20 protein-coding genes, 1 tRNA gene and 4 pseudogenes are annotated in these 21,597 nt (G+C 62.7%); 13 read left to right on the top strand and 12 right to left on the bottom strand.

Annotated elements, in window-relative coordinates; translation table 11 throughout:
* The first annotated feature begins 3 nt into the window (after positions 1-3).
* The 11 genes and pseudogenes from pyrF to JCM21793_RS05330 all read left to right on the top strand — a co-directional run bounded on the left by pyrF (position 4) and on the right by JCM21793_RS05330 (position 6,751).
* Positions 4-687 (top strand): orotidine-5'-phosphate decarboxylase, encoded by a 684-nt coding sequence (gene pyrF / locus JCM21793_RS05380; protein WP_036539729.1) that lies wholly within the window; start codon positions 4-6, stop codon positions 685-687.
* A gap of 37 nt (positions 688-724) precedes the next feature.
* Positions 725-1,015 carry a DUF1330 domain-containing protein gene (locus tag JCM21793_RS05375; protein WP_025029697.1) on the top strand — a complete coding sequence of 97 codons (291 nt, stop codon included), beginning with the start codon at positions 725-727 and terminating at the stop codon, positions 1,013-1,015.
* A 245-nt stretch (positions 1,016-1,260) separates the two neighbouring features.
* On the top strand, positions 1,261-1,575 hold the full coding sequence (locus tag JCM21793_RS30075; RefSeq protein WP_306306730.1) for a GNAT family N-acetyltransferase: 315 nt from the start codon (positions 1,261-1,263) through the stop codon (positions 1,573-1,575).
* A 201-nt stretch (positions 1,576-1,776) separates the two neighbouring features.
* A pseudogene (locus JCM21793_RS24305) lies at positions 1,777-3,089 on the top strand (polyhydroxyalkanoate depolymerase).
* Between the two features lie 227 nt (positions 3,090-3,316).
* Positions 3,317-3,931, top strand: coding sequence for a transglutaminase-like cysteine peptidase (locus JCM21793_RS05360; RefSeq protein ID WP_081784642.1), 615 nt, complete (start codon positions 3,317-3,319; stop codon positions 3,929-3,931).
* A gap of 233 nt (positions 3,932-4,164) precedes the next feature.
* The gene (locus tag JCM21793_RS05355) at positions 4,165-4,785 is read left to right on the top strand and encodes an ankyrin repeat domain-containing protein (RefSeq protein WP_244439670.1); all 621 of its coding nucleotides are present in this window, start codon (positions 4,165-4,167) and stop codon (positions 4,783-4,785) included.
* Positions 4,786-4,887: 102 nt separating this feature from the next.
* Complete coding sequence (locus JCM21793_RS05350) at positions 4,888-5,211, top strand: ArsR/SmtB family transcription factor (RefSeq protein WP_025029694.1); 324 nt, start codon at positions 4,888-4,890, stop codon at positions 5,209-5,211.
* Positions 5,208-5,618 carry an SRPBCC family protein gene (locus JCM21793_RS05345; RefSeq protein WP_025029693.1) on the top strand — a complete coding sequence of 137 codons (411 nt, stop codon included), beginning with the start codon at positions 5,208-5,210 and terminating at the stop codon, positions 5,616-5,618. Before JCM21793_RS05350 ends, JCM21793_RS05345 begins: the two co-directional genes overlap by 4 nt.
* Positions 5,619-5,671: 53 nt before the next feature.
* A complete protein-coding gene (locus tag JCM21793_RS05340; protein WP_025029692.1) occupies positions 5,672-6,076 on the top strand; it encodes a DUF1801 domain-containing protein in 405 nt (134 codons plus the stop codon).
* Positions 6,073-6,297, top strand: coding sequence for a hypothetical protein (locus JCM21793_RS05335; protein WP_007009074.1), 225 nt, complete (start codon positions 6,073-6,075; stop codon positions 6,295-6,297). The genes JCM21793_RS05340 and JCM21793_RS05335 overlap by 4 nt, the downstream gene beginning before the upstream one ends.
* A 10-nt stretch (positions 6,298-6,307) precedes the next feature.
* A complete protein-coding gene (locus tag JCM21793_RS05330; RefSeq protein WP_025029691.1) occupies positions 6,308-6,751 on the top strand; it encodes a DUF1801 domain-containing protein in 444 nt (147 codons plus the stop codon).
* A gap of 286 nt (positions 6,752-7,037) precedes the next feature.
* On the opposite strand, the pseudogene JCM21793_RS24300 reads toward JCM21793_RS05330, so the two are convergent.
* The 3 genes and pseudogenes from JCM21793_RS24300 to gshB all read right to left on the bottom strand — a co-directional run bounded on the left by JCM21793_RS24300 (position 7,038) and on the right by gshB (position 10,675).
* Positions 7,038-7,660: pseudogene (locus JCM21793_RS24300) on the bottom strand (LysE family translocator).
* A 183-nt stretch (positions 7,661-7,843) separates the two neighbouring features.
* Positions 7,844-9,378: pseudogene (locus tag JCM21793_RS24295) on the bottom strand (YifB family Mg chelatase-like AAA ATPase).
* Positions 9,379-9,727: 349 nt separating this feature from the next.
* Entirely contained in the window at positions 9,728-10,675 is a 948-nt protein-coding gene (gshB, locus tag JCM21793_RS05315) for a glutathione synthase (RefSeq protein ID WP_025029690.1), read from the bottom strand.
* Positions 10,676-11,060: 385 nt separating this feature from the next.
* Here gshB and JCM21793_RS24290 point away from each other — a divergent pair.
* Positions 11,061-12,406: pseudogene (locus tag JCM21793_RS24290) on the top strand (putative bifunctional diguanylate cyclase/phosphodiesterase); the annotation flags it as partial.
* 27 nt (positions 12,407-12,433) lie between these two features.
* Here the strand turns inward: JCM21793_RS24290 and JCM21793_RS28585 are convergent.
* Complete coding sequence (locus JCM21793_RS28585) at positions 12,434-12,790, bottom strand: septal ring lytic transglycosylase RlpA family protein (RefSeq protein ID WP_025029689.1); 357 nt, start codon at positions 12,788-12,790, stop codon at positions 12,434-12,436.
* A 128-nt stretch (positions 12,791-12,918) separates the two neighbouring features.
* Here JCM21793_RS28585 and JCM21793_RS05300 point away from each other — a divergent pair, with 128 nt between their 5' ends.
* A complete protein-coding gene (locus tag JCM21793_RS05300) occupies positions 12,919-13,698 on the top strand; it encodes a GGDEF domain-containing protein (protein WP_025029688.1) in 780 nt (259 codons plus the stop codon).
* Positions 13,699-13,781: 83 nt separating this feature from the next.
* On the opposite strand, the gene JCM21793_RS05295 is transcribed toward JCM21793_RS05300, so the two are convergent.
* The 8 genes from JCM21793_RS05295 to queG form a co-directional block, all read right to left on the bottom strand.
* A tRNA-Leu gene (locus JCM21793_RS05295) sits at positions 13,782-13,866 on the bottom strand.
* Positions 13,867-14,007: 141 nt separating this feature from the next.
* Complete coding sequence (locus tag JCM21793_RS05290) at positions 14,008-14,628, bottom strand: 2,3-bisphosphoglycerate-dependent phosphoglycerate mutase (protein WP_025029687.1); 621 nt, start codon at positions 14,626-14,628, stop codon at positions 14,008-14,010.
* A 32-nt stretch (positions 14,629-14,660) separates the two neighbouring features.
* A complete protein-coding gene (gene dapB, locus JCM21793_RS05285) occupies positions 14,661-15,473 on the bottom strand; it encodes a 4-hydroxy-tetrahydrodipicolinate reductase (protein WP_036539699.1) in 813 nt (270 codons plus the stop codon).
* Complete coding sequence (locus JCM21793_RS05280; RefSeq protein WP_025029685.1) at positions 15,470-17,287, bottom strand: ABC transporter ATP-binding protein; 1,818 nt, start codon at positions 17,285-17,287, stop codon at positions 15,470-15,472. Before JCM21793_RS05280 ends, dapB begins: the two co-directional genes overlap by 4 nt.
* Positions 17,288-17,405: 118 nt before the next feature.
* The gene (locus JCM21793_RS05275) at positions 17,406-18,434 is read right to left on the bottom strand and encodes a glucokinase (RefSeq protein WP_007009086.1); all 1,029 of its coding nucleotides are present in this window, start codon (positions 18,432-18,434) and stop codon (positions 17,406-17,408) included.
* 126 nt (positions 18,435-18,560) lie between these two features.
* Positions 18,561-19,604, bottom strand: coding sequence for a penicillin-insensitive murein endopeptidase (gene mepA / locus JCM21793_RS05270; RefSeq protein ID WP_025029684.1), 1,044 nt, complete (start codon positions 19,602-19,604; stop codon positions 18,561-18,563).
* A gap of 74 nt (positions 19,605-19,678) precedes the next feature.
* Positions 19,679-20,563 carry an SDR family oxidoreductase gene (locus tag JCM21793_RS05265; RefSeq protein ID WP_025029683.1) on the bottom strand — a complete coding sequence of 295 codons (885 nt, stop codon included), beginning with the start codon at positions 20,561-20,563 and terminating at the stop codon, positions 19,679-19,681.
* On the bottom strand, positions 20,560-21,597 hold a 1,038-nt coding region (gene queG, locus JCM21793_RS05260; protein WP_025029682.1), incomplete at its 5' end, for a tRNA epoxyqueuosine(34) reductase QueG. The genes queG and JCM21793_RS05265, both read right to left, overlap by 4 nt.

The raw sequence follows: 21,597 nt of genomic DNA, 5'->3' as shown, positions 1-21,597 counted from the left end.
GCAATGCGGGACCGCCTGATCGTAGGCCTGGATGTGCCGACCCTGACCGAAGCCGACCGGGTGGTCGCGGCACTCGGCGATACCGTTTCATTCTACAAGATCGGCCACCAACTCGCCTTTGCCGGCGGGCTGGGCTTTGCACGCGAGCTGGCCGGCTCGGGGAAGAAGATCTTCTTCGACATGAAACTCCTCGACATAGACAACACCGTGGCCAAGGGCGTGGAAAACATCGCCCGTATGGGCATGACGATGCTGACCATCCACGCCTACCCAAAGGCGATGCGCGCGGCCGTGCAGGCGGCGGAAGGCTCGGGGCTGACCCTGCTTGGCGTGACAGTTCTGACCTCGATGGACGATGCGGACCTCAACGAGGCCGGTTATGCGCTGACGGCGCGTGAGCTGGTGAAGAAGCGCGTCGCGCAGGCGCGCGAAGCAGGCATGGGCGGCATTGTCTGTGCACCGACCGAGGTGAACGAAATGCGCGATGTGGCAGGTCCCGGCATGGCGCTGGTGACCCCCGGCATTCGCCCGGCAGGCAGCGACCATGGCGACCAGAAGCGTGTGATGACGCCCGGCGACGCGATCCGCGCGGGAGGCTCCCACCTGGTGGTGGCCCGCCCGATCGTGGCGGCGCAGGATCCGAAGGCCGCAGCTCAATCCATTCTCGACGAGATGGCCGCAGCCTGACAGAGTGGGCCGGACGTCGTCCACGGAGGAGGAAATCATGCCCAAGGGTTACTGGATTGCCCATGTCGATGTGCGCGATCCCGAGCGCTACAAGGACTATGTGGCTACGGCCAAACCGGCCTTCGAGAAGTTCGGTGCGCGTTTTCTCGCACGCGGCGGCGACTGGGAAGGGCTGGAAGGCACGGGGCGCGGGCGCAATGTGGTGATCGAGTTTCCCTCGCTTCAGGCAGCGCGCGATTGCTACAACTCGCCTGAATATCAGGCCGCAAAGGCGATCCGCACGACCGTTGCGCAGGCCGACATGATCCTTGTCGAGGGTGCGGAATAAGCGGCGCACGAAGAGGACAGAGCCACGATCGATCTGCCTGAGAATTATACGATCCGGCCCTATCGGAGCGCAGACGCTGCGCTGCTGCCGGGGGTGGAGGCGCGCGCCGCACAGCTTTTTGCCACACATGGGTATGCCGCCCTGGCCGCCACTCCGGCCATGGCGTCGAAAGCGTTCGACAGGATCGCCCTTGAGAACCAAACCCTTGTCGCGGAGCACGAAACCGATGGCGCCGTCGCTTCGCCATTTGCGGCACCATCGGTCCGTTTCTTCATCTGAAGGAGCTTTCCGTCGCGCCGGAGCACGGGAAGCGGGGGCTGGGCACGGCGCTGCTTTCGGCGGTGGTTGGAGAAAGCGTTTCTCGCGGGCTTGACGGTGTGTCCCTCTCCACCTTTCGGGCCGTGCCGTTCAATGCGCCGTTTTATGCGCGTCATGGCTTTGTGGAGCAGCCACTCATTTCAGCGCCAGAAGCGCTGAGAGAGCGTTTTTTCTCCGAGATTCCGCCGGGAATTGAAGCGGGAAGCCGTGTTTTGATGCTGCGTCGCAACAGACCCGGCTAATATTGCATGCCTAATTATCTATTAATATCAGTGTGTTGCAAATTCTACACTGCGGCAATTGCCGAGAAACCAGCGGTTCTATTGCAACGCAGCAAAAGTCGTTTACTCTAATTGGTATGCAAACGACCAAGGCTACACCGTTCTACACACACCTCCCCCGGCGGTCTGGCCATAGCGAAGGTCCTCCCAGGAAACCTAGCAATGTATTATCAGCTCTATGAATTCAACCACGCCGCGCTTCAACCGGCGCGGGCTTATGCCGACGCGGTTCGGCTCTTTTACAGCAATCCTTTAAACCCCGTCGCCAAGACCTATTTCGGTCGCACGGTGGCTGCGGCCGCCGAGGTTTTCGAGCGCAGCACACGCCGCTATACCAAGCCCGAATTCGGCCTCACGGAGACCAGCGTCAATGGCGTGAAGGTGGCTGTGCGCGAACAGACCGTCTGGTCGCAACCTTTCTGTGATGTCATACGCTTCAAACGTGACCTGCCTGAAAGCGCGCATCCGGGTCCGAAGATCCTGATGGTCGCACCGATGTCGGGCCATTATGCCACGCTGCTGCGCGGCACGGTGGAGACCATGCTGCCCTATGCGGATGTCTACATTACGGACTGGGCAGACGCACGCATGGTGCCGGTCACCGATGGGTCATTCGATCTCGACGACTATATCGATTACCTGATCGACATCTTCGACCATATGGGGCCCGACACGCATGTGATGGCAGTCTGCCAGCCTTCCGTTCCGGTGCTTGCGGCCATCGCGCTGATGGAAGCGCGCGGTGAGAAAAACGTGCCCGCCAGCATGACGCTGATGGGTGGGCCGATCGACACGCGCAAGAACCCGACGGCCGTCAACGAACTGGCCGAGCAGAAGGACATCTCCTGGTTTCGCGACAATGTGATCATGCCGGTGCCGTGGCCCAATCCCGGCTTCATGCGGCATGTCTACCCGGCTTTCTTCAGCTCTCCGGCTTCATGAGCATGAACCTCGACCGGCACATCACGGCGCACAAGGACTTCTTCATGCACCTTGTGAAGAATGACGGCGACTCCGCCGAGAAGCACCGCGACTTCTATGACGAGTATCTCGCCGTCATGGACCTGACCGCCGAGTTTTACCTGCAGACCGTGGAGACCGTGTTCATTCGCCACGACCTGCCGCGCGGACGGATGCGGCATCGTGGCGAGCTGGTGGATCCCGCCGCCATTCGCCGTGTGGCACTGTTGACCGTGGAAGGCGAGAACGACGACATTTCCGGCGTCGGCCAGACGAAGGCCGCGCATGATATATGCGTCAACATTCCCGAAGACATGCGCCATCACTACATGCAGCCGACAGTTGGCCATTATGGCGTCTTCAACGGTTCGCGTTTCCGCTCCGAGATCGCGCCACGCATTCTCGACTTCATGCGCAGCCACCCTGCCGGCGGGCTGAAAACCACGACAAAAGCACCCACCGGCGTTTCCCGGAAAAAGGTCCAGAAACGACAAATTCGGGCTAAACGGCCCTGAAATTCCGGAAAACGGGACCGTTTTCCAGAATTTCAGGGCACGTCGAAGACCCCTGCTGAACAGCAACCTCAACCCGCTGTGCATTTCAGCAACAGAGCGGATGAAACCAGCGCCGCGACCCGGCGTTGGTAACCATAGCTGGTAAGATTGCCCGCCCGCCGATTGACAGCGACCCCTCGCGTTTCTTAACGTTTCGTTAACGATAGAAACAAGCGGGGAGCGGCATGATGGCTGCTTTGCGGGGGGTAATCCGCAACGGGGTTTTTGCGGGCCTGATTCTGGCTGGCGCCATGACGGCACCGGCCGGAGCGACGGGCATGATGGCGACCGGCGGATTCACGTCCCAGCCGATCGGGCATTATGAGTTCTGCAAGGCCAATCCCGTTGAATGCTCCATTCGCATGCGCGACCAGGGACCGGAGCACATGACGAAAACGCTCTGGAAGACGGTCAGCGATGTCAACGCGGCGGTGAATCGCGCCGTGAAGCCGATGAACGACATCGACATCTATGGCGCGGAAGAAGTCTGGACCTATCCCTCGACCGGGGTGGGCGACTGCGAGGACTATGTTCTGGAAAAGCGCCGGGCGCTGAAGCGCGCGGGGTTATCGCTTACCAACCTGCTGATCACCGTTGTCCGCAAGCCCAATGGCGAGGGTCATGCCGTCCTGACCGTGCGCACCGACCGGGGTGACTTTGTGCTCGACAACCTGAATGACAGCGTGAAGCTGTGGAGCGCCACGAACTATCGCTACCTGAAACGGCAGGCCAGCAACCACACGGGACGGTGGGTCAGCCTTCGGGAGGGCAACAACCCGGTTGTCGGCGCGGTCAGCGAATAACAGATCACGTCCGCCCCAATCTTCGTCACCATTGGCTTCTAGATCTCTGTGCGTCCATCCGGACGCACAGAGATCTAAACCATTGATAAAGCATCGGAATAGCCCGAAAACCGGATTCCACTTTTCGGTCCGATGCCCTAAACTCTCCGAACCTGCTGAAACGGGAGTTCTGGATGCATGGCTTCATGTCTTTGCCCGGCCGACAGGTTTTGTGCCTTGTGGCAGCGCTTCTGATGGCTGTGGCCTCTCACACCGGCGCTTTTGCGCAGACCCCTCTCATCGCGGCTGCCGAAAGCGGCGACCTCGCCGCGCTACAACGCGCGCTGCAGGCCGGCGCGGCCCTTGAAGAGCGCGACGCGCGGCAAAGAACGGCGCTGATGGCGGCCGTCCAGACAAACCAGACCGACGCCGCACGCCTTCTCATCGAAGCGGGTGCCGACGTCAATGCGCGGGACGAGATAGAGGACAGCCCTTATCTTCTCGCGGGCGCGCGGGGCTATCTGGAAATTCTTCGCCTGACGCTCGAAAACGGGGCCGATCTTGAAAGCACCAACCGGTTCGGTGGCACGGCACTCATTCCCGCTGCCGAGCGCGGCCATGTCGAAACCGTGCAGACGCTGATCGCTGCCGGCGTGGACCCGGATCACATCAACAGGCTTGGCTGGACGGCGCTGCTCGAGGCGGTGATCCTCGGCGACGGAGGGCCGGACCATGTGGCCATCGTCAAACTGCTGGTCGACGCCGGTGCCGACACCGACATCGCCGACCGCGCGGGCGTGACCGCCCTGCAGCATGCAAAGCGCAGCGGCTATGCGGAGATCGTTGAGATATTGCAGGCTGCGGGCGCACATTAGATCGGCGCGCACTGCAACGCGCCAGGCTCCATGGCATGGTCTTGACAACTCATAACTGGAGAGCTATCGGTTAAACTCATAGCCCTCTAGTTATGAGTTGTGATGCAGCAGTCCCGCGATGCCCTCTTTCGTACGCTGGCGGACCCGACGCGCCGCGCGCTCTTTGAACGTCTTTGCCGTGACGGCGACCTGACGGTCGGGGCGCTGACGGCCGGCGCCGGTGTGTCGCAACCCGCCGTCTCAAAACACCTCGGCGTGCTGAAACGCGCGGGGCTCGTACGCGATCATCAGGAGGGCCGGCAGACCCGCTACAGCGCGCAGATCGAAGCGCTGGCCCCCCTCATCGACTGGACAAAAGAGATGAACGGCTTCTGGCAAAGGCGCTTCGACGACCTTGAAGACCTGCTCAACAGGATGGATCAATGACACATGCCGCAACCGAAACGCGCTCCGTGGTGGTCGAGCGTGAAATTCCGCACCCGCCGGAAAAGATCTGGCGCGCGCTCACGCAGCCCCACCTGATCGCGGAATGGCTGATGAAAAACGATTTCGAAGCGCGTGAGGGCCACCGGTTCAGCCTGACCGCCGACTGGGGCGGAGTGGACTGCGTGGTAGAGACGGTGGAGCCGCACAGGGCGCTTTCCTATGCCTGGGACACGAAGGACCTGCGCAGCACCGTCAGCTGGACCCTCACTCCCACAAAGGACGGAACGCTCCTGCGCATGGAGCAGGAAGGGTTTCAGCCGAACCAGAAACCCTATTTTCAGGGCGCAAGTGTGGGATGGCCGCGCTTTATCTCCGCGCTCGAACGGGTGGTCGAGAGGCTCGACTGAGGCGGGTGCGCAAAGCCGAACGAATGCGAACCTGGAATGCATGAGGACGATACATGACCACAGCCGATACCGGAAAATCATTGCCCGAGCTGATCGACGCCAGGATCGCGGAACTGGGCGACTGGCGCGGCGAGTTGCTTTCAAGGCTTCGCGACATCATCAAACAGGCGCTTCCCGACGTGACCGAGGAGTGGAAATGGCGCGGCGTGCCGGTCTGGTATCAGGACGGTATGCTCTGCACCGGAGAGACCTACAAGAAGGCCGTGAAAATGACCTTTGCCAAGGGCGCTTCGCTTGAAGACCCTTCCGGCCTCTTCAATGCCAGTCTTGAAGGGAACACACGGCGCGCCATCGATTTCCATGAAGGGGATGCCATCGACGAGGACGCGCTGAAGGCGCTTCTTCGCGCCGCCGCCCGACTGAACGCATCGACGCACAAGCGGGAGCGCACCAGATGAAGTGGAATCTCTGGCTTCGACAGGCGCATCGCTGGATTTCGATCGCCTTCACGCTTGGCGTGATCATCAACACCATCGCGGCGATGCGCGGCCAGGAACCGCCCGTCTGGGTTTACTTTCTGGCCGGTGGCCCGCTCATCTTGCTGCTGATCACCGGACTTTATCTTTTTGCGCTTCCCTATGTGACGCGCCGCCGCGCGCATGGAAGAGCGAGCGCATAGGAGGCAGCAAATGCCTGCGAAGCCTTCCGGTAAAGCACAGGGCAAGACGGAACCGCCACGCCTCCTCTCCGGCGGAAACCCGCAGATACCCAAGGGCGATGGGGATGCACCCGTTCAGGCCTACATCGCGGCGATGCCAGGCTGGAAGCGTGAGGCCGGTCGCCTGATCGACCGGTTGATCGTGCGCGAGCTTCCCCAGGTTCGCAAGGCGGTGAAGTGGAACTCACCGCTCTATGGGATCGAAGGCCAGGGCTGGTTTCTCGGGATGCACTGCTACACGCGCTATATCAAAATGGCGTTCTTTCACGGCGCCGCGCTTGAGCCGCTGCCGCCCGTGGCATCCAAAGACGCCAACACGCGCTATTTTCACCTTCATGAGGATGAAGTGCTCGACGAAGCCCGCTTCACCTCATGGGTGCGGCAGGCATCCGCCCTGCCCGGCTGGGTGCCCTAGATCGCCGTGCGTCCATCCGGACGCACAAAGGACGATCTAGACTATTGATGGAGCATCGGAATAAACCGAAAACCGGTTCCCACTTTTCGGCCCGATGCTCTGGATCGCCGTGCGTCCGTCCGGACGCACAAAGGACGATCTAGACTAATGATGGAGCATCGGGATAACCCGAAAACCGGTTTCCACTTTTCGGTCCGATGCTCTGGAACAGTTCACCGTTTCATGATCCAATCCCGACGCCTGGCGCGGTGCATTAATTAGCCAGCTTTATTCCTCGTCAGAGCCATCATCTTTCCTGCAGGGCAAGCCGTGCGCCGAGAGCCAGATAGATGGTGCCGACGACGCGCCCCTGCCAGCGTGCGACCGTAGGGTTGCGCCGCAGCCACGCACCGACCGAGCCGGCGCCGATCGCAATGAGCGAGGTGAAGGCCGCGCTCATCACGACAAAGACAAATCCCAGTGTCGCGAGCTGGAGGACGGCCGAGCCTACCGGCTGAACGAACTGCGGCAGAAAGGCAAGGAAGAACAAAGCCGTCTTCGGGTTGAGCACCTCGGCAAACAGTGCCTGCCGAAAGGCCCGCGGCGCCGTCAGCGGCCGCACGACGGGCAGATCAAACCGATCCGTCTTCTCCAGAAAAGCGCTGATGCAAGGTAGATCAGATAAGCGACACCGATATACTTGACGATGGTGAAGGCCAGCGCCGAGGTCATGAGGATCGCGGACAGACCGACTGTCGCCATGATCGTGTGAACAAGATCGCCCGCCGCGATGCCGAGCCCCGTGGCGATGCCGATCCGCCGACCGCCGCTGGCGGCACGGGCAAGTGTCATCAGCACTGCAGGACCGGGGATCAGAAACAGTCCCAGGACAACGAGTACGTAGGTCAACAGGGTTCCGGTCTCGATCATTTCATCCTCTCTGTGAAGCGCCATGCGCTTGCGGGCACTTAAAAGACGTTCAATCTCTGCACTCTTCCCCATCGATGCGGACACCAGATGATCCCATCTGACCGCAAAATGCTCCAGAGCCGCCAGCGCAACTATGCGGTGCTTTTCAGACTGCAGCAACCTCGCTCCCCGCGCGCAACAGATTCAGGCAATCTCCGCCCTTGCCTGCCCGGCCATGCGATAGGAAATCGCTTCGGCGATATGCGGTCGCGCAACGGCATCGGCACCGTCGAGATCCGCCAGCGTGCGCGCGACCTTGAGCACGCGATGATAGGCGCGGGCAGAAAAGCCAAGTTTCTCGCTCGCCTGACGGATCAGGGCCGTGCAATCGGCATCGAGAGAAACGACGTCTTCGATAAGTGCTGCGGAACAGGATGCATTCGTGGTCCACGCCGGCAGGCCATGCGCCGCGTAGCTGCCTGCTGTTTTTGCCGGGCAATGGCGACACGCTCGGCCACGGCAGCGCTCGTTTCGGCCCGCCCTGCCCCGCCGATGAGATCTCCGGCAGAAACCGCCGGAACATCGATGCGAAGATCGATGCGGTCGAGCAGCGGACCTGAAATGCGCGCCTGATAATCCGTCACGCAACGCGGCCCGCGCCGGCAACGATGGCCGGGCTCCCCCGCCATGCCGCAGCGGCACGGGTTCATTGCGGCGACAAGCTGGATGCGCGCCGGGTAGCTGACCCGGTGATTGGCACGGGCGATCACGCACTCGGCGGTCTCGAGTGGCTGGCGCAGGGAATCGAGAACCTGCGGGGAGAACTCCGGCAATTCATCGAGAAACAGAACGCCATGATGGGATAGCGAGGCTTCGCCGGGCCGGGCCTTCAACCCGCCGCCCACGATGGCCGCCATGGATGCGGAATGGTGCGGCGCGCGAAAGGGGCGACGGTCCGACAGTTTCCCATCCGCCAGTTCGCCGGCGATGGAGGCGATCATCGAAACCTCCAGAAGCTCGCGCGGCGAGAGCGGCGGCAGGATGGACGGCAGGCGCTGCGCCAGCATGGACTTGCCGGCGCCCGGTGGCCCGACCATCAGGAGATTGTGGCCACCGGCAGCCGCCACTTCGAGCGTTCGCTTGGCGGCTTCCTGCCCGCGAATATCGGCAAGGTCCGGCACCGTGGACGGTGGCGGATAGAGCGCCGGCTCCGGCCGGCTCATGACCTGGCTACCCCGGAAATGATTGGCCAGCGCGATGAGGCTGCGCGGAGCGAGAATATCTATATCCGCGCCGGCCCATGCCGCTTCCGCGCCACAGGCGTGGGGACAGATCAGGCCGCGTTCCATGGCGTTTGCGCCAATGGCAGCCGGCAAAACACCGTTGACCGCAGCGACCGTGCCATCGAGCGACAGTTCGCCGAGAACGACGTAGCCCGCCAGCGCATCTGAAGGGACAGCGCCGAGCGCCGCCATGAGGCCGAGGGCGATGGGGAGATCATAATGGCTTCCCTCCTTCGGCAGATCGGCGGGGGCGAGATTGACCGTCACCTTCTTCGGCGGCATGGACAGGCCGGAGGCATGAAGTGCGGCCTGCACCCGCTCCCGGCTTTCCGCCACCGCCTTGTCGGCGAGCCCGACGATCTGCATTCCCATCTTGCCGGGGGCAACCATGACCTGCACGTCGACGGGAACGGCCTCCACCCCCTGGAAGGCCACAGTGCGGACATGCGAAACCATGTGTTATCCCCCCAGCCACGCCCGAACCGGCTGTTTCTGGATCGCCATGCGCCCATTCGGGCGCAAAAGGGCGATCCAGGTCTTTGAAAGGGCATCGGAACAACCCGAAAACCGGTACCCACTTTTCGGTCCGATGCCCTAGCATCCACAAGACACAGCATCCACAAGACGCAGGCAGGCCTGCATCCCGGCAAGACGCATCAGAAATACAGCCAGAACAAGAAATCTCATCGCCCTGCAACTTCATTGAAGCAGGTTCCGGCGATCAGATCAAGAACGTTTCGGGAACAGGGATGCGTAAGGGTTGTTTTCGGGTTGCAGGCGGTTGTGCCGGCGGAACAGGGTCATATCAGCCGCCGGCCCGACGCGCCTCAACGGCCTCCCAGAACAGGGCGGCAATGTCGGCTCCGCCGAACCTTTTCACCTCCCGGATGCCCGTGGGCGAGGTCACGTTGATTTCCGTCAGCCAGTCCCCGATCACATCGATGCCGACCAGTGTGAAGCCGCGTTCGCGCAGGGACGGGCCGATGCGCGCGCAGATCTCGCGCTCGCGGTTGGTCAGTTCCGCATGTTCCGCGCGGCCGCCGACATGCATGTTGGAGCGGGAATCATGCTCGGCGGGAACCCGATTGATGGCACCGACGGGCTCGCCCTCGATGAGGATGATGCGCTTGTCGCCACCCCGCACCTCTTTCAGATAGCGCTGCACGATGAAAGGCTCGCGGAAGGCGCCCATGAACATTTCCAGCAGCGAGGCGAGATTGCGGTCGCCCTCCCTCAAATGGAAGATGCCCGCACCGCCATTGCCGTAAAGCGGCTTGACGATGATGTCGCCATGCTTTTTCCGGAAATCGTCAACCTCGCGCGTGTCGCGCGTGATGAGGGTTTCGGGCATCAGGTCCGCAAACTCGGTGACGAAGATCTTTTCGGGACTGTTTCGCACCCAGGACGGATCGTTGACGACCAGTGTCTTCGGGTGGATGCGGTCGAGGATGTGGGTGGTGGTGATGTAATTCATGTCGAAGGGCGGGTCCTGGCGCAGAAGCACCACGTCCATTTCCGACAGATCGAGCCGCTGCGGCGCGCCCAGCGTGAAGTGATTGCCCTCTTCGTCCCGCACTTCCAGCGTCTCGGCCCAGGCAATGACCTTTCCATCGACCATGGAGAGCCTGTCCGGCGTGTAATGCCAGAGCGCATGGCCCCTCGCCTGCGCTTCCAGAGCGAGCGCAAAGCTCGTGTCGCCGGCAATCGAGACGGTGGAAATGTGGTCCATCTGGACCGCGACTTTAAGGGGCATGGAATAAACTCCGGAGGGAAACTGGCAGCTCACTTCCAACATTCGCATCCCATCCGCTTCGACGGCGAGAGCAAAGGCCGGAAACTATGGTGCCACTGGCCGCTTTATATTTCCTGGGTCGGGACCCTGATGGAATTTATGAATTCGACATTCGATCTCAAGGTGGGACCACGCAAATATCGGTGTCAAATTCATTCCAATGGCGGCAGCAGATGACGGCGCGAGCGCGCCCGTGTCAAGCCGGTGGAGCGGTCCGGGCGCGGTGCCGCGCCGGATCGGCGACAATCAGGTGCGCTTTATCCGAATATTGGATACGATTCCTAAACAATTTAGGTCCATGGTTCGGCGCATGTGATCAAAAAATCGCCAGAGCAACGGAGTTTCGATGCAGCCGGCGCCCGCACAAGAACGGACGATAACGGCGGACCAGTCCGACTTTGCCTTCACCGATGCGTTGACGGGCCTGGGAAACATGCGTCGGTTCTTCGACAAGATAAACCGACTGATCGAAGAACGCGCCGACGACCCCGCCCCCTTTGCGATTGGCGTTCTCGACCTTGACGGCTTCAAGCCGATCAACGACCTCTTCGGCCGCGCTGCCGGCGACGAAATCCTGCAACAGGTTGCCATGCGGCTTCGGGCGGCGATGGATGCGCACTCCACGGTGACGCGGATCGGTGCCGACGAGTTTGCGTTTCTGTTTCCTCTCGTCTTCAGCGAGGAGGCGGCGCGCGAGAAAACCAGGCTCCTGATCGAAATCCTTTCCGCCCCCTATGATGTGGGGCAGCGCACGGCCAGGCTTTCGGCTTCGGCCGGCTGCTCGCTCTATTATTCGGAAGAGGAAACGAGCGAGGTTCTGCTCAACAAGGCGGAGACTGCGCTCTACCAGGCCAAGCGTACCGGCCGCGGGGCCGTGGTGGTCTACACACGCGAAATGGAAGAAGCCGCCAAGCGCGTGACCCATATCGAACAGGCGCTGAGACGCGCCGTGGCCGCAGGCGAGGTGGAGCCGCATTTCCAGCCGATCGTGGACCTGAACACACGCCATACGGTGGGTTTCGAGACGCTCGCCCGCTGGACAGACAGGGATCTCGGGCCGGTTTCCCCCGGCATCTTCATTCCCATCGCCGAAGAACGCGGCATTATCGGCCAGCTTTCGCAGCTCGTTCTGCGCAAGGCCACGGAGCCGCGCGCGACTGGCCCAAGGACCTGTTCCTGTCGTTCAATCTCTCGCCATCGCAGCTCGTCGACCACAATACCGGCCTGCAGATCCTCTCCATTCTGGAACGGACGGGCTTCGACCCGCGCCGGCTGGAGATCGAGATCACCGAAACCGGCCTGATGAACGACCCCGCCTCGGCGCGTCGCATCGTGGAAGATCTGCGCCGTGTCGGCATCCGCGTATCGCTGGATGATTTCGGCACCGGCCAGTCCAGCCTCGGGCGGCTGCGCGAGTTCCATTTCGACAAGCTGAAGATCGACCGCGCCTTCGTGGCATCTATCCTCGACGACCGGCCGTCGGAACACATCATCCGGGCCATTCTTGCCATGTGCGAAGGGCTGGGCATGGATGTTGTCGCAAAAGGCATCGAGGCCGAAGCACAGGCCGACCGGCTGGTGCAGTTTGGCTGCGCGGGCGGGCAGGGCTATCTCTTCGGCCGCCCCTGCAACGCCGATGCGACGCTTGGCTATCTTCGCCAGAACAACGAGGCGCCGGCGCAGCGCAAAGCGTCATCTGACCGGGTCGCGCGCAGGGCGTCACTGTGTCTTGAGGCAGACCCTGGTATGCCCGGTCCGGATGAAGCCGAGCCTTGCGGCGGCGGCTTTCGACAGATCCAGTATCCTGCCACGCACGAAGGGGCCGCGATCGTTTATCCGCACCACCACGCTGCGACCATTGCGCTTGTTCGTCACACGCAGCTTCGTGCCGAAGGGAAGGGTGCGATGCGCCGCTGTCATCGCCGCGGGGTTCATTCGCTCGCCGGAAGCGGTCATGGAGGTCAGCGCGTACCATGATGCGCTACCGCACTGCGCGAAGGCCGGCGCAGAAAGCACGCTGACGAACAGGGCGGCTGCGGGCGCTATCTTCGCGCCGCGGGAAAGTCGCTTGTGCATTTTTTCGTCCAGGATTGTCGTTGCCGGGGGCCTAACGGCCAAATGAGGCGAGGACGGGGCACTTTCCCCAACGGCAGATTCTAACGCCCTTAACGTTGGGGTAAGGGGCGGCTGATATCCGGCAGATCATGAAACTGGTTGTCCTCAAAGCTGTCATTGCAACGCTGTTGTCCATCATCGCCTCTCTGGCGATCTGCTGGATTGCCATCCATCTGACCGGCGGCTCCATGAACTGGTTTGCGGCGCTGCTGAGCGCGCTCTGCCCGCTGCTCATCGCTTTTCCTGCCAGCATGTACACATTTTACCAGAACCACAGGATCGCGCTGGCGCATCAGGAGCTGGAGGCGACCCATCGCGAGCTGGCCGGTGTCTATCGCAGACTTGCCGCGGCGGCGCGCATCGACGAGATGACGGGGCTGCTCAATCGCAGCACGTTCATCGCGGAACTGAACCAGGCCGGGCAGCGGGGCGCCGGTGGCGTTCTGCTCGTCATTGACGCGGACGACTTCAAGGGAATCAACGACACCCACGGGCATCTGACCGGGGACCGCGCATTGGCGACCATCGCAGATGTCATCCGGGACGTGTTTTGCGGAGGCGGTCTTGCCGGCCGCATCGGCGGCGAGGAATTCGGCGTGTTTCTCGAAGCGGCCACACTTTCAAAAGGCGAAGCGCTTGCCGAACGGCTGCGGCGCGGCGTCGAGCGCATCGAGCTTCACACGGAACGGAACGGGCTCGCCCGGCTCAGCGTGAGCATCGGCATCGCCTTTGTCGAGGAAGCCGCAGACTTCTCCACCCTGATGGCGACCGCTGACGAGCAGCTTTATATGGCGAAGCGGCGCGGCCGAAACCAGGTTTCCGTACCGGAGATGCAGAGCGCGACCGTGCAGCTGCGCACGGCTTCGTGAAGCGGCCATCCTGATCGACATACAAAAAACGCTGCGGGAGCAAACGCGCAGCGCCGGGAAATGCTCGTATCGAACTGGAAGAATGGTGCCCAGGAGAGGACTCGAACCTCCACGCCTCGCGGCACACGGACCTGAACCGTGCGCGTCTACCAATTCCGCCACCTGGGCAGGTGTGCGATGCCGATGTAAGGGCCAAGCCGGTTCGTGTCAACGCGGATTCTTGCTGTTTGTCAGGAAAATGACAAAAGCCCCGCGCGGGCCTCGCGCAAAAGCGGGCGGGGGCGCATTTGGACGCCCCCGGAAAGGCGTTCAGTCGTCCAGAACCTCTTTCGAGGCTACGGTCGAATCGGCGTTGAGCCGGTAGACGATGGGAACGCCGGTGGCGATTTCCATCTTCACGATCTCCTCGCCCGAAAGGCCGTCGAGCGCCATCACGAGAGAGCGCAGCGAATTGCCGTGCGCGGCCACCAGAACCGTCTCGCCGCGCAGCACATGCGGCAAAATCTCATGCAGGAAGTAGGGCCACACGCGCGCGCCCGTGTCCTTCAGGCTTTCGCCGCCGGGGGGCGGGGTGTCGTAGGAACGGCGCCAGATATGCACCTGCTCCTCGCCCCATTTTTCGCGCGCATCGTCCTTGTTGAGGCCCGATAGGTCGCCATAGTCGCGCTCGTTGAGCGCCTGGTCGCGGATGGTTTCCAGATCCTCCATCCCGAGCTCCTTCAGGATGTGATCATTGGTGACCTGCGCGCGGGAGAGGACCGACGTGTAGGCGATGTCCGGCTTGAAGCCGCGCGCCTTGAGCCGGCGGCCGGCATCCTTTGCCTCTTCATGCCCCTTTTCGGTGAGGCCCGGATCGCGCCAGCCGGTGAACAGGTTCTTCAGGTTCCATTCGCTCTGACCGTGACGAACGAGAATAAGGGTACCGGACATGGTGCGTTCCTTGTTGCTTCGTGGTGGAAGGTTCAGTTGAGCCCGAGCACATCGAGCATGGAATAGAGGCCGGGCTTGCGGCCATGCGCCCAAAGGGCCGCCTTCGCCGCGCCATGGGCGAAGATGCCGCGATCCTCTGCCTGATGCGACAGCGTGATGCGCTCGCCGGAACCGGCGAGAATCACGGAATGCTCGCCAACGACCGAACCGCCGCGCAGCGTGGCAAAGCCTATCGTGCCCTCCTCGCGCGGGCCGGTATGGCCGTCGCGTACGCGCACGCTCTTTTCCGCCAGCGCGATCTCGCGGCCCTTTGCAGCGGCCTCTCCCAGGAGCAGCGCCGTGCCAGAAGGAGCATCGACCTTGTGACGGTGGTGCATTTCCAGCACCTCGATGTCGAAATCGGACGCCTCCAGCGCGCGGGCGGCCTTTTCGACCAGCACGGCAAGCAGGTTCACGCCAAGGCTCATATTGCCCGACTTGACGATGGTGGCGTGATGCGCGGCGGCCCTGATTTTCGCCTCGTGTTCCGGAGCAAGACCGGTGGTGCCGATTACGTGGACGATCTGCGCCTGCGCGGCGTAGCCGGCAAACTCCACGCTGGAGTCCGGCGAGGTGAAGTCCAGCACGCCATCGGCCTTTGCGAAGGCGGCGAGCGGGTCGTCGGTGATGGAGACATTGATCGTGCCGATGCCGGCAAGCTCGCCCGCATCGCGCGCCAGGAAGGAGGAACCAGGCCGTTCCACGGCTGCGGCGACGCGCAGCCCGTCCATCGTGTGCACGGTGCGGATCAGCGTCTGGCCCATGCGACCAGCCGCCCCAACGATGACAAGCCCCATATCGCTCATGTGTTCTGCTCCTGCGGCTCGGCTGTGGTGTTGGCGAGCAGGTTCTCGCCCTTCTGGCTCTGCATGCGGTGGAAACGCGCATAGATGCCGTGCGGTTTGGCAAGAAGGCTCTCATGCGTGCCTTCTTCCACCAGATGGCCTTCTTCAAGCACGACGATGCGGTCGGAATTGACAACGGTGGAAAGCCGGTGCGCGATGACGAGCGTGGTGCGGGTTTCCATAATGCCTTCCAGCGCCTGCTGGACACGCGCCTCAGACTCGTTGTCGAGCGCGGACGTCGCCTCGTCCAGCAGCAGGATCGGCGCGTCGCGCACAATGGCGCGGGCAATGGAAATGCGCTGGCGCTGGCCGCCGGAGAGGTTTGCGCCGTTCTCGCCCACCAGAGTGGCGTAACCCTCTGCCTGCTGGCGGATGAAATCGTCGGCAAAGGCAAGCCTTGCCGCTTCCTCAACCTCGGCATCGGTCGCATCGGGGCGGCCATAGCGGATGTTGTCGCGAATCGTGCCTTCAAAGAGATAGGGCTGCTGCGACACATAGGCGATGGCATTGCGCAGCGAGCTCTTGGTGACGGTGGATATGTCCTGCCCGTCGATTTCGATCCTGCCGCCATCGAGATCGTAAAAGCGCTGGAGAAGCGCGAAGAGCGTGGACTTGCCGGCACCGGACGGGCCGACAATGGCCGTGGTCTCACCCGCTCTGGCGACAAAACTGATGCCGTACAACACCGGCAGGTCGTCGCCATAGGAGAAGGCCACTTTGTCGAAGGTGACAGTGCCCTTTTTTACGGCCAGCGTGCCCGCCCCCGGCGCATCACGCTGCTGGGGTTCGGTGTCGAGAATCTCGTAGATCATGCGGGCATTGACCAGCGCGCGTTCGAGATTGACCTGCACGCGGGCGAGCTTGCGCACCGGGTCATAAGCGAGAAGCAGGGCGGTGATGAAGGCGAAGACGGAACCCGGCGGCTGCGCGCTGACGGAGGCGCGCCACGCCGCATAGCCGATCACGCCGGCAATCGCGAGACCGGCCAGAAGCTCGGTGATCGGCCCAAGGCGCTCGGAGACACGGGCGATCTTGTTGGAACGGTCCTCGGCATAGGAGATCAGCCCGGACATCTTGCCCGAAAGCTGGTCTTCCATGGTGAAGGCCTTGATGATGGCGATGCCCTGCACTGATTCCTGCATCGCGCCCAGAAGGCGCGAGTTCACATCGACCGCCTCGCGGGTGACGCGGCGCAGCCGGCGCATCAGATAGTTGACCGAATAGATGAGCGGCGGGCCGATCACCAGCGCGATGACCGAGAGCAGGGGATCCTGCATCACCATCACGGCAACGAGACCGATGAGGGTGACGAGATCGCGGGCGATGGAGGCGACCGTCATGTTAAGCAGGTCGCGGATGCCGGTCACGTTCTGACTGATCTGGGCGGCGAGCTGGCCAGAACGGGTGGTCGTAAAATAGTCGATGCCGAGCCGCATCAGATGGTCGAACATGCGCTGCTGATAGCGGGCGACGATGTTGTTGCCGATCTTTGCCAGCATGACCGACTGGCCATAGGTGGCGAAGCCGCGAATGGCGAAGGCAGCAACAATGGCGCCGCAAATCCAGCCAACCAGCTCCCAGCGCTGGCGATAGAAGACCTCGTCGATGATGTCGCGCATGATCCACGCGCTGAAGGCGGTGGTGGCGGCAATGGCCAGCATGCAGGCAATCGCGATCAGATAGTGGCCGATATAGTCGCGGCCGTTTTCCGCGAAGATGCGGCGAATGACCGGGAGAACCTCTCCCACATCCGCCTTGTTCTTTCCAAGCTTCAAAACATCCGTTCCTGTTCAGCCGGGCGACCGGGCGTTGAGCAGCCGCGCTTTCCAGCAACAGGCTATGCCCGTTCGACTGCGCTCATGCAACGGTGAATCCGGCTCTGGCCGGCGCTTTTCATGCGGCCTTCCAGCGCCGCCCCTGGGTTTCGATGCCGAAACGGACCGGTGTGCGCGCATAGGCGGCGAGGCCGACAAGGGCAGCTTTTGGATGGGTGATGACATAAACGGGGATGTCTTTCACCAGAGCGCTGTGGGGCGCCTTGTCTTCGAATGCCGCCCGGAAATGGCCATTCTTGAGCGTTGGAACGATCTTCTGCGCAATGCCGCCACTCAGATAGACACCGCCGCGCGCCATGAAAATGAGCGCCATGTCACCAGCCAGCCGCCCCAGATAGGTCACGAAGAGATCGAGCGTTTCCACGGCCACGGGATCGGACCCGTCGAGCCCGGCGCTGCTGATCTCCGCCGGCGTCTCGTGAACGGGTTTGTTGCCGTCGGCTGCGTTGATCGCGCGGTAAAGATTGACCATGCCGCGCCCGCACAGGATCTGCTCGGCGGCGACACGGCCCTCGATCCGCTCCAGATGCGGGAAGATTTCCAGATCGCGCTCGGTGCGCGGGCCCAGATCCACATGCCCGCCTTCGCCCGGCACGGGAAACCAGGTGTGCTGCGCGTGAACAAGCCCGGCCATGCCGAGCCCCGTTCCGGGCCCAAGCACCACGCGGCTGCCCGTGGGCTGCGATGTGCCGGGGCAGACCATCTCAAGATTGTCGTCGTCGAGCGCCACCACGGCCAGCGCCTGCGCCTCGAAATCATTGATGACGACGATGTCGCTAAAGCCCATCGTCTCCATCATCTTCCGGGGGCGCACCACCCAGTCGCAATTCGTGAGGTCGATCTCGTCGCCCTCCACCGGACCAGCCACCGCCAGCACCGCCGATTGCGGGATGATGGAGGTGCGATCGAGGATGGCGCTCTGGATGGCTTCGTCGATGGTGGCGTAGTCCGCGGTCTGCACCACGGGAAAGGCTTTGGGCTCGGCGTTGGAGTCCACCAGGATGGCGAAGCGCGCATTGGTGCCGCCGATGTCGCCGATCAGGACGGGAAATCGCAGGGCTGTATCGTTCTCATTCTTGAAATGCATGGCACAGACTCTGACGATTTGCCGCTCCAAAGACCAGGTTAAAGCGGATTAAATCGGTTGAAGACGGAAGGCAAGCGCATCGGCGGCAAAAAGTCGATGCGCCCACCACTTCAACGCCGGGCGGTTTTACTGAAATCCGGGCCGGCTGCTCGGCCTCGGCACCTGAGCCGGCGGCATCGCGGACAGGACATTTGCGGGGCTGACCGCCTGATAGCCGAGTGCCGGCAGATCCGCTGCGGCGGCCTGCGGAACACCACCCTGGCCGGCGACGGTGACGGCGGCTTCCGAAGCGGGATTCGGCGCATTGAGCACGGCGCGGCACGCGGAGGGCAGGGCCGCCATGGTCATCACGTCGCGGGCTTTCGGCTTGGCCGGGCCCTTTGCCGGCTTCCACGGCTCGTCGGTAAACCACCAGGCGAGTGAATCATCGCATCCCTCGCTGCGCGGTGGCGGGCTTTGCGGCTTGCAGCCGGTGGAGCCGGCGGGGCAGCCAATGCGGACATGAAAATGATAGTGATGTCCCCAGAATGGCCTGACCTTGCTGAGCCAGGAGCGATCGCCGCGCACCGTGTCGCAGAGCTCTTTCTTAATGCCGGGATGCACCAGAATGCGCTCCACCTCCGGATAGTTCGCCGCACGCCGCAGGACCCCCTCATGAGCCGGGGTCCATTTGCGGTCATCCACGTAGAGCGAATCCTTTTTCAGCATCGAGATGGCGCTGATGCGTTCGCGGTCGGCCACGCTCATGCGCTGCGCCGGCATCGGCGTGAACCAGATGTCGGCGTCAAGGCCGATCTGGTGCGAGGCGTGACCCGTGAGCATGGGGCCGCCACGCGGCTGCGAAATATCCCCGACGAGAAGGCCGCGCCAGCCATCCTGCGCGGCTTCCCGCGACAGGCGCTCGATCAGGGAGATGAGGACCGGGTGCCCCCAGCGACGATTGCGCGAGAGGCGCATGGCCTGCCAGTGCGGCCCGTCGCGCGCGATGGCGACACCACCGGAAAAACACCCTTTCGAGTAGAAACCATAAGCTGCCGGCCTGGTGGCGGCGGGGAGCTTTTTGGCTCCGAACAGCTCCTTGGCGAGAGGTTCGGCCTGAACGGCGGCAACCGTGGTGGAAAGTCCCAGCAGGGCCATGGCCACCAGTTTCAGAGTCCGTTGGAATCGCATCGCTTCCTCGTTGTGAGCCTACCCCCGCGATTATCGAATCATAGCACAGCTTGCGATTCGCTTACCGCTGTCGTTTACGATTCTTCTGCGCGCCAGCTTTCATCCGCCCACATGGTTTCGAGCGCTGCGCGATAATCCGGATGCCGCATCCGGTAGCCCGTGCTTTTGAGGCGCGCATTCGAGACACGTTTGCATTCGCCGTAAAACGACCGACCCATGGGGGAGAGACCGGCATCTTCGAAGGCAACTTCCGGCGGGGCGGCCTGTCCGGCCAGTGCGGCCGCATATGCCACCACGTCCTGCGGGGGCGAGGGAGCATCATCGGTCACATTGAAAATGCCCGTTTCGAAACGGCGCGCGAGATGGGCCGTCGCGCCCGCGATGTCGTCGACATGAATGCGGTTGAACACCTGGCCCGGCTTGACGATGCGCCGCGCCTTGCCGGCCTCGAGATTGCAGAAGGGGTTGCGGCCCGGCCCGTAAATACCGGACAGGCGGATGATGGCTACCGGGAGGCCGAGCTCCTCGCCGAGCTGAAGCCAGTCGTTCTCCGCAACGAGCCTCTGTTTCGAGCGATCCGAGACCGGATCGCAGGGCGCTGTTTCATCCACCCAGGCACCGCCGTGATCGCCGTAAACGCCAACGGTGGAGAGATAGCCGATCCATTTGAGCGCGGGCATGGCGCCGGAAATGATCTCACGGGCGGCGGTCAATACGGGATCGCCCGCCGCATCCGGTGCAACGCTGACGATGAGATGCGTGGTGGTGGCCAGCGCTTCCTTCGCATCGGGAGAAACGGTGTCCTGAAACAAAAAGGGCACAATGCCTGCGTGCTTCAGTCTTTCGGCCTTCCCTGCGCTGCGCGTGGTGCCGGCCACCAGGGCGGCTTCGCCGGCGACCTCACGGGCGATGGCCCGGCCCGAATAGCCTGCGCCGAAGATGAAAAATTTCTTGGTCATGATCGCCCGTCCCATTCAGTCTGCACCTGTGCGTCCGTTTCCTGCGGGCGCAGCCGGGTTTCGATTGCCCGGAAGGCCTTGTCGTCCAGAAGTCGGGAAAGCGCCCAGACGGCCGCGCCGCGCACGAGCGGCGCATCATCTTCGGCGAGGCGCCTGCACGGGTCAACCAGGCTGGCTTCGCCGGAATTGCCCGCCGCAATCAGCACATTTCGGATGAAACGGTCGCGGCCAATGCGCTTGACCGGTGAGCCGGAAAACAAAGCGCGAAAACCGGCATCATCCAGCTCCAGAAGCGCGGACAGCGGCGGTTCCTTCAGATCCTCGCGCGCCTGAAGCTTCGCCTCGGCGGCGCCTTGAGCAAACTTGTTCCACGGGCAGGCGGCGAGGCAGTCGTCACAGCCATAGATGCGGTTTCCCATGGGCACGCGGAACTCACGCGGGATCGGCCCCTTGTTTTCGATGGTGAGGTAGGAGATGCAGCGCCGTGCATCGATCTGGTAGGGGGCCGGAAAGGCCCTGGTCGGGCAGATGTCGAGGCAGGCACGGCAGGACCCGCAATGGTCGTGCTCGGGCGCATCCGGGGCAAGCTCCGCGGTGGTGAAGATGGAACCGAGAAACAGCCAGGAACCGTATTCGCGGCTCACCAGATTGGTGTGTTTGCCCTGCCAGCCGAGGCCAGCCTCGCGGGCCAGCGGTTTTTCCATCACCGGCGCGGTGTCGACGAACACCTTCACATCCTCGCCGGTGCGGGCGGCGAGTTTGCCGGCAAGCTGTTTCAGCCTGCCCTTGATGACATCGTGGTAATCGCGGTTGCGCGCATAAACGGAGATTGCCGCCCGGTCCCGGCGCTCCAGAATCTCCAGCGGGTTTTCGTCCGGGCCGTAGTTCATGCCCAGCATGATGACAGAGCGCGCCTGCGGCCACAGATCGCGCGGATGGGCGCGGCGGTCCGCCGTTTCCTCCATCCATTGCATGCTGCCGTGCCGGCCTTCCTTCAGAAAATGGCCAAGCTCGACCGCGCGCGAGGGCGCGCG

Source organism: Nitratireductor aquibiodomus NL21 = JCM 21793, assembly GCF_000615975.1.
GTDB lineage: Bacteria > Pseudomonadota > Alphaproteobacteria > Rhizobiales > Rhizobiaceae > Nitratireductor > Nitratireductor aquibiodomus.
The sequence above is the reverse complement of the archived record's forward strand: the minus strand, read 5'-3'. Positions and strand labels throughout refer to the sequence as shown.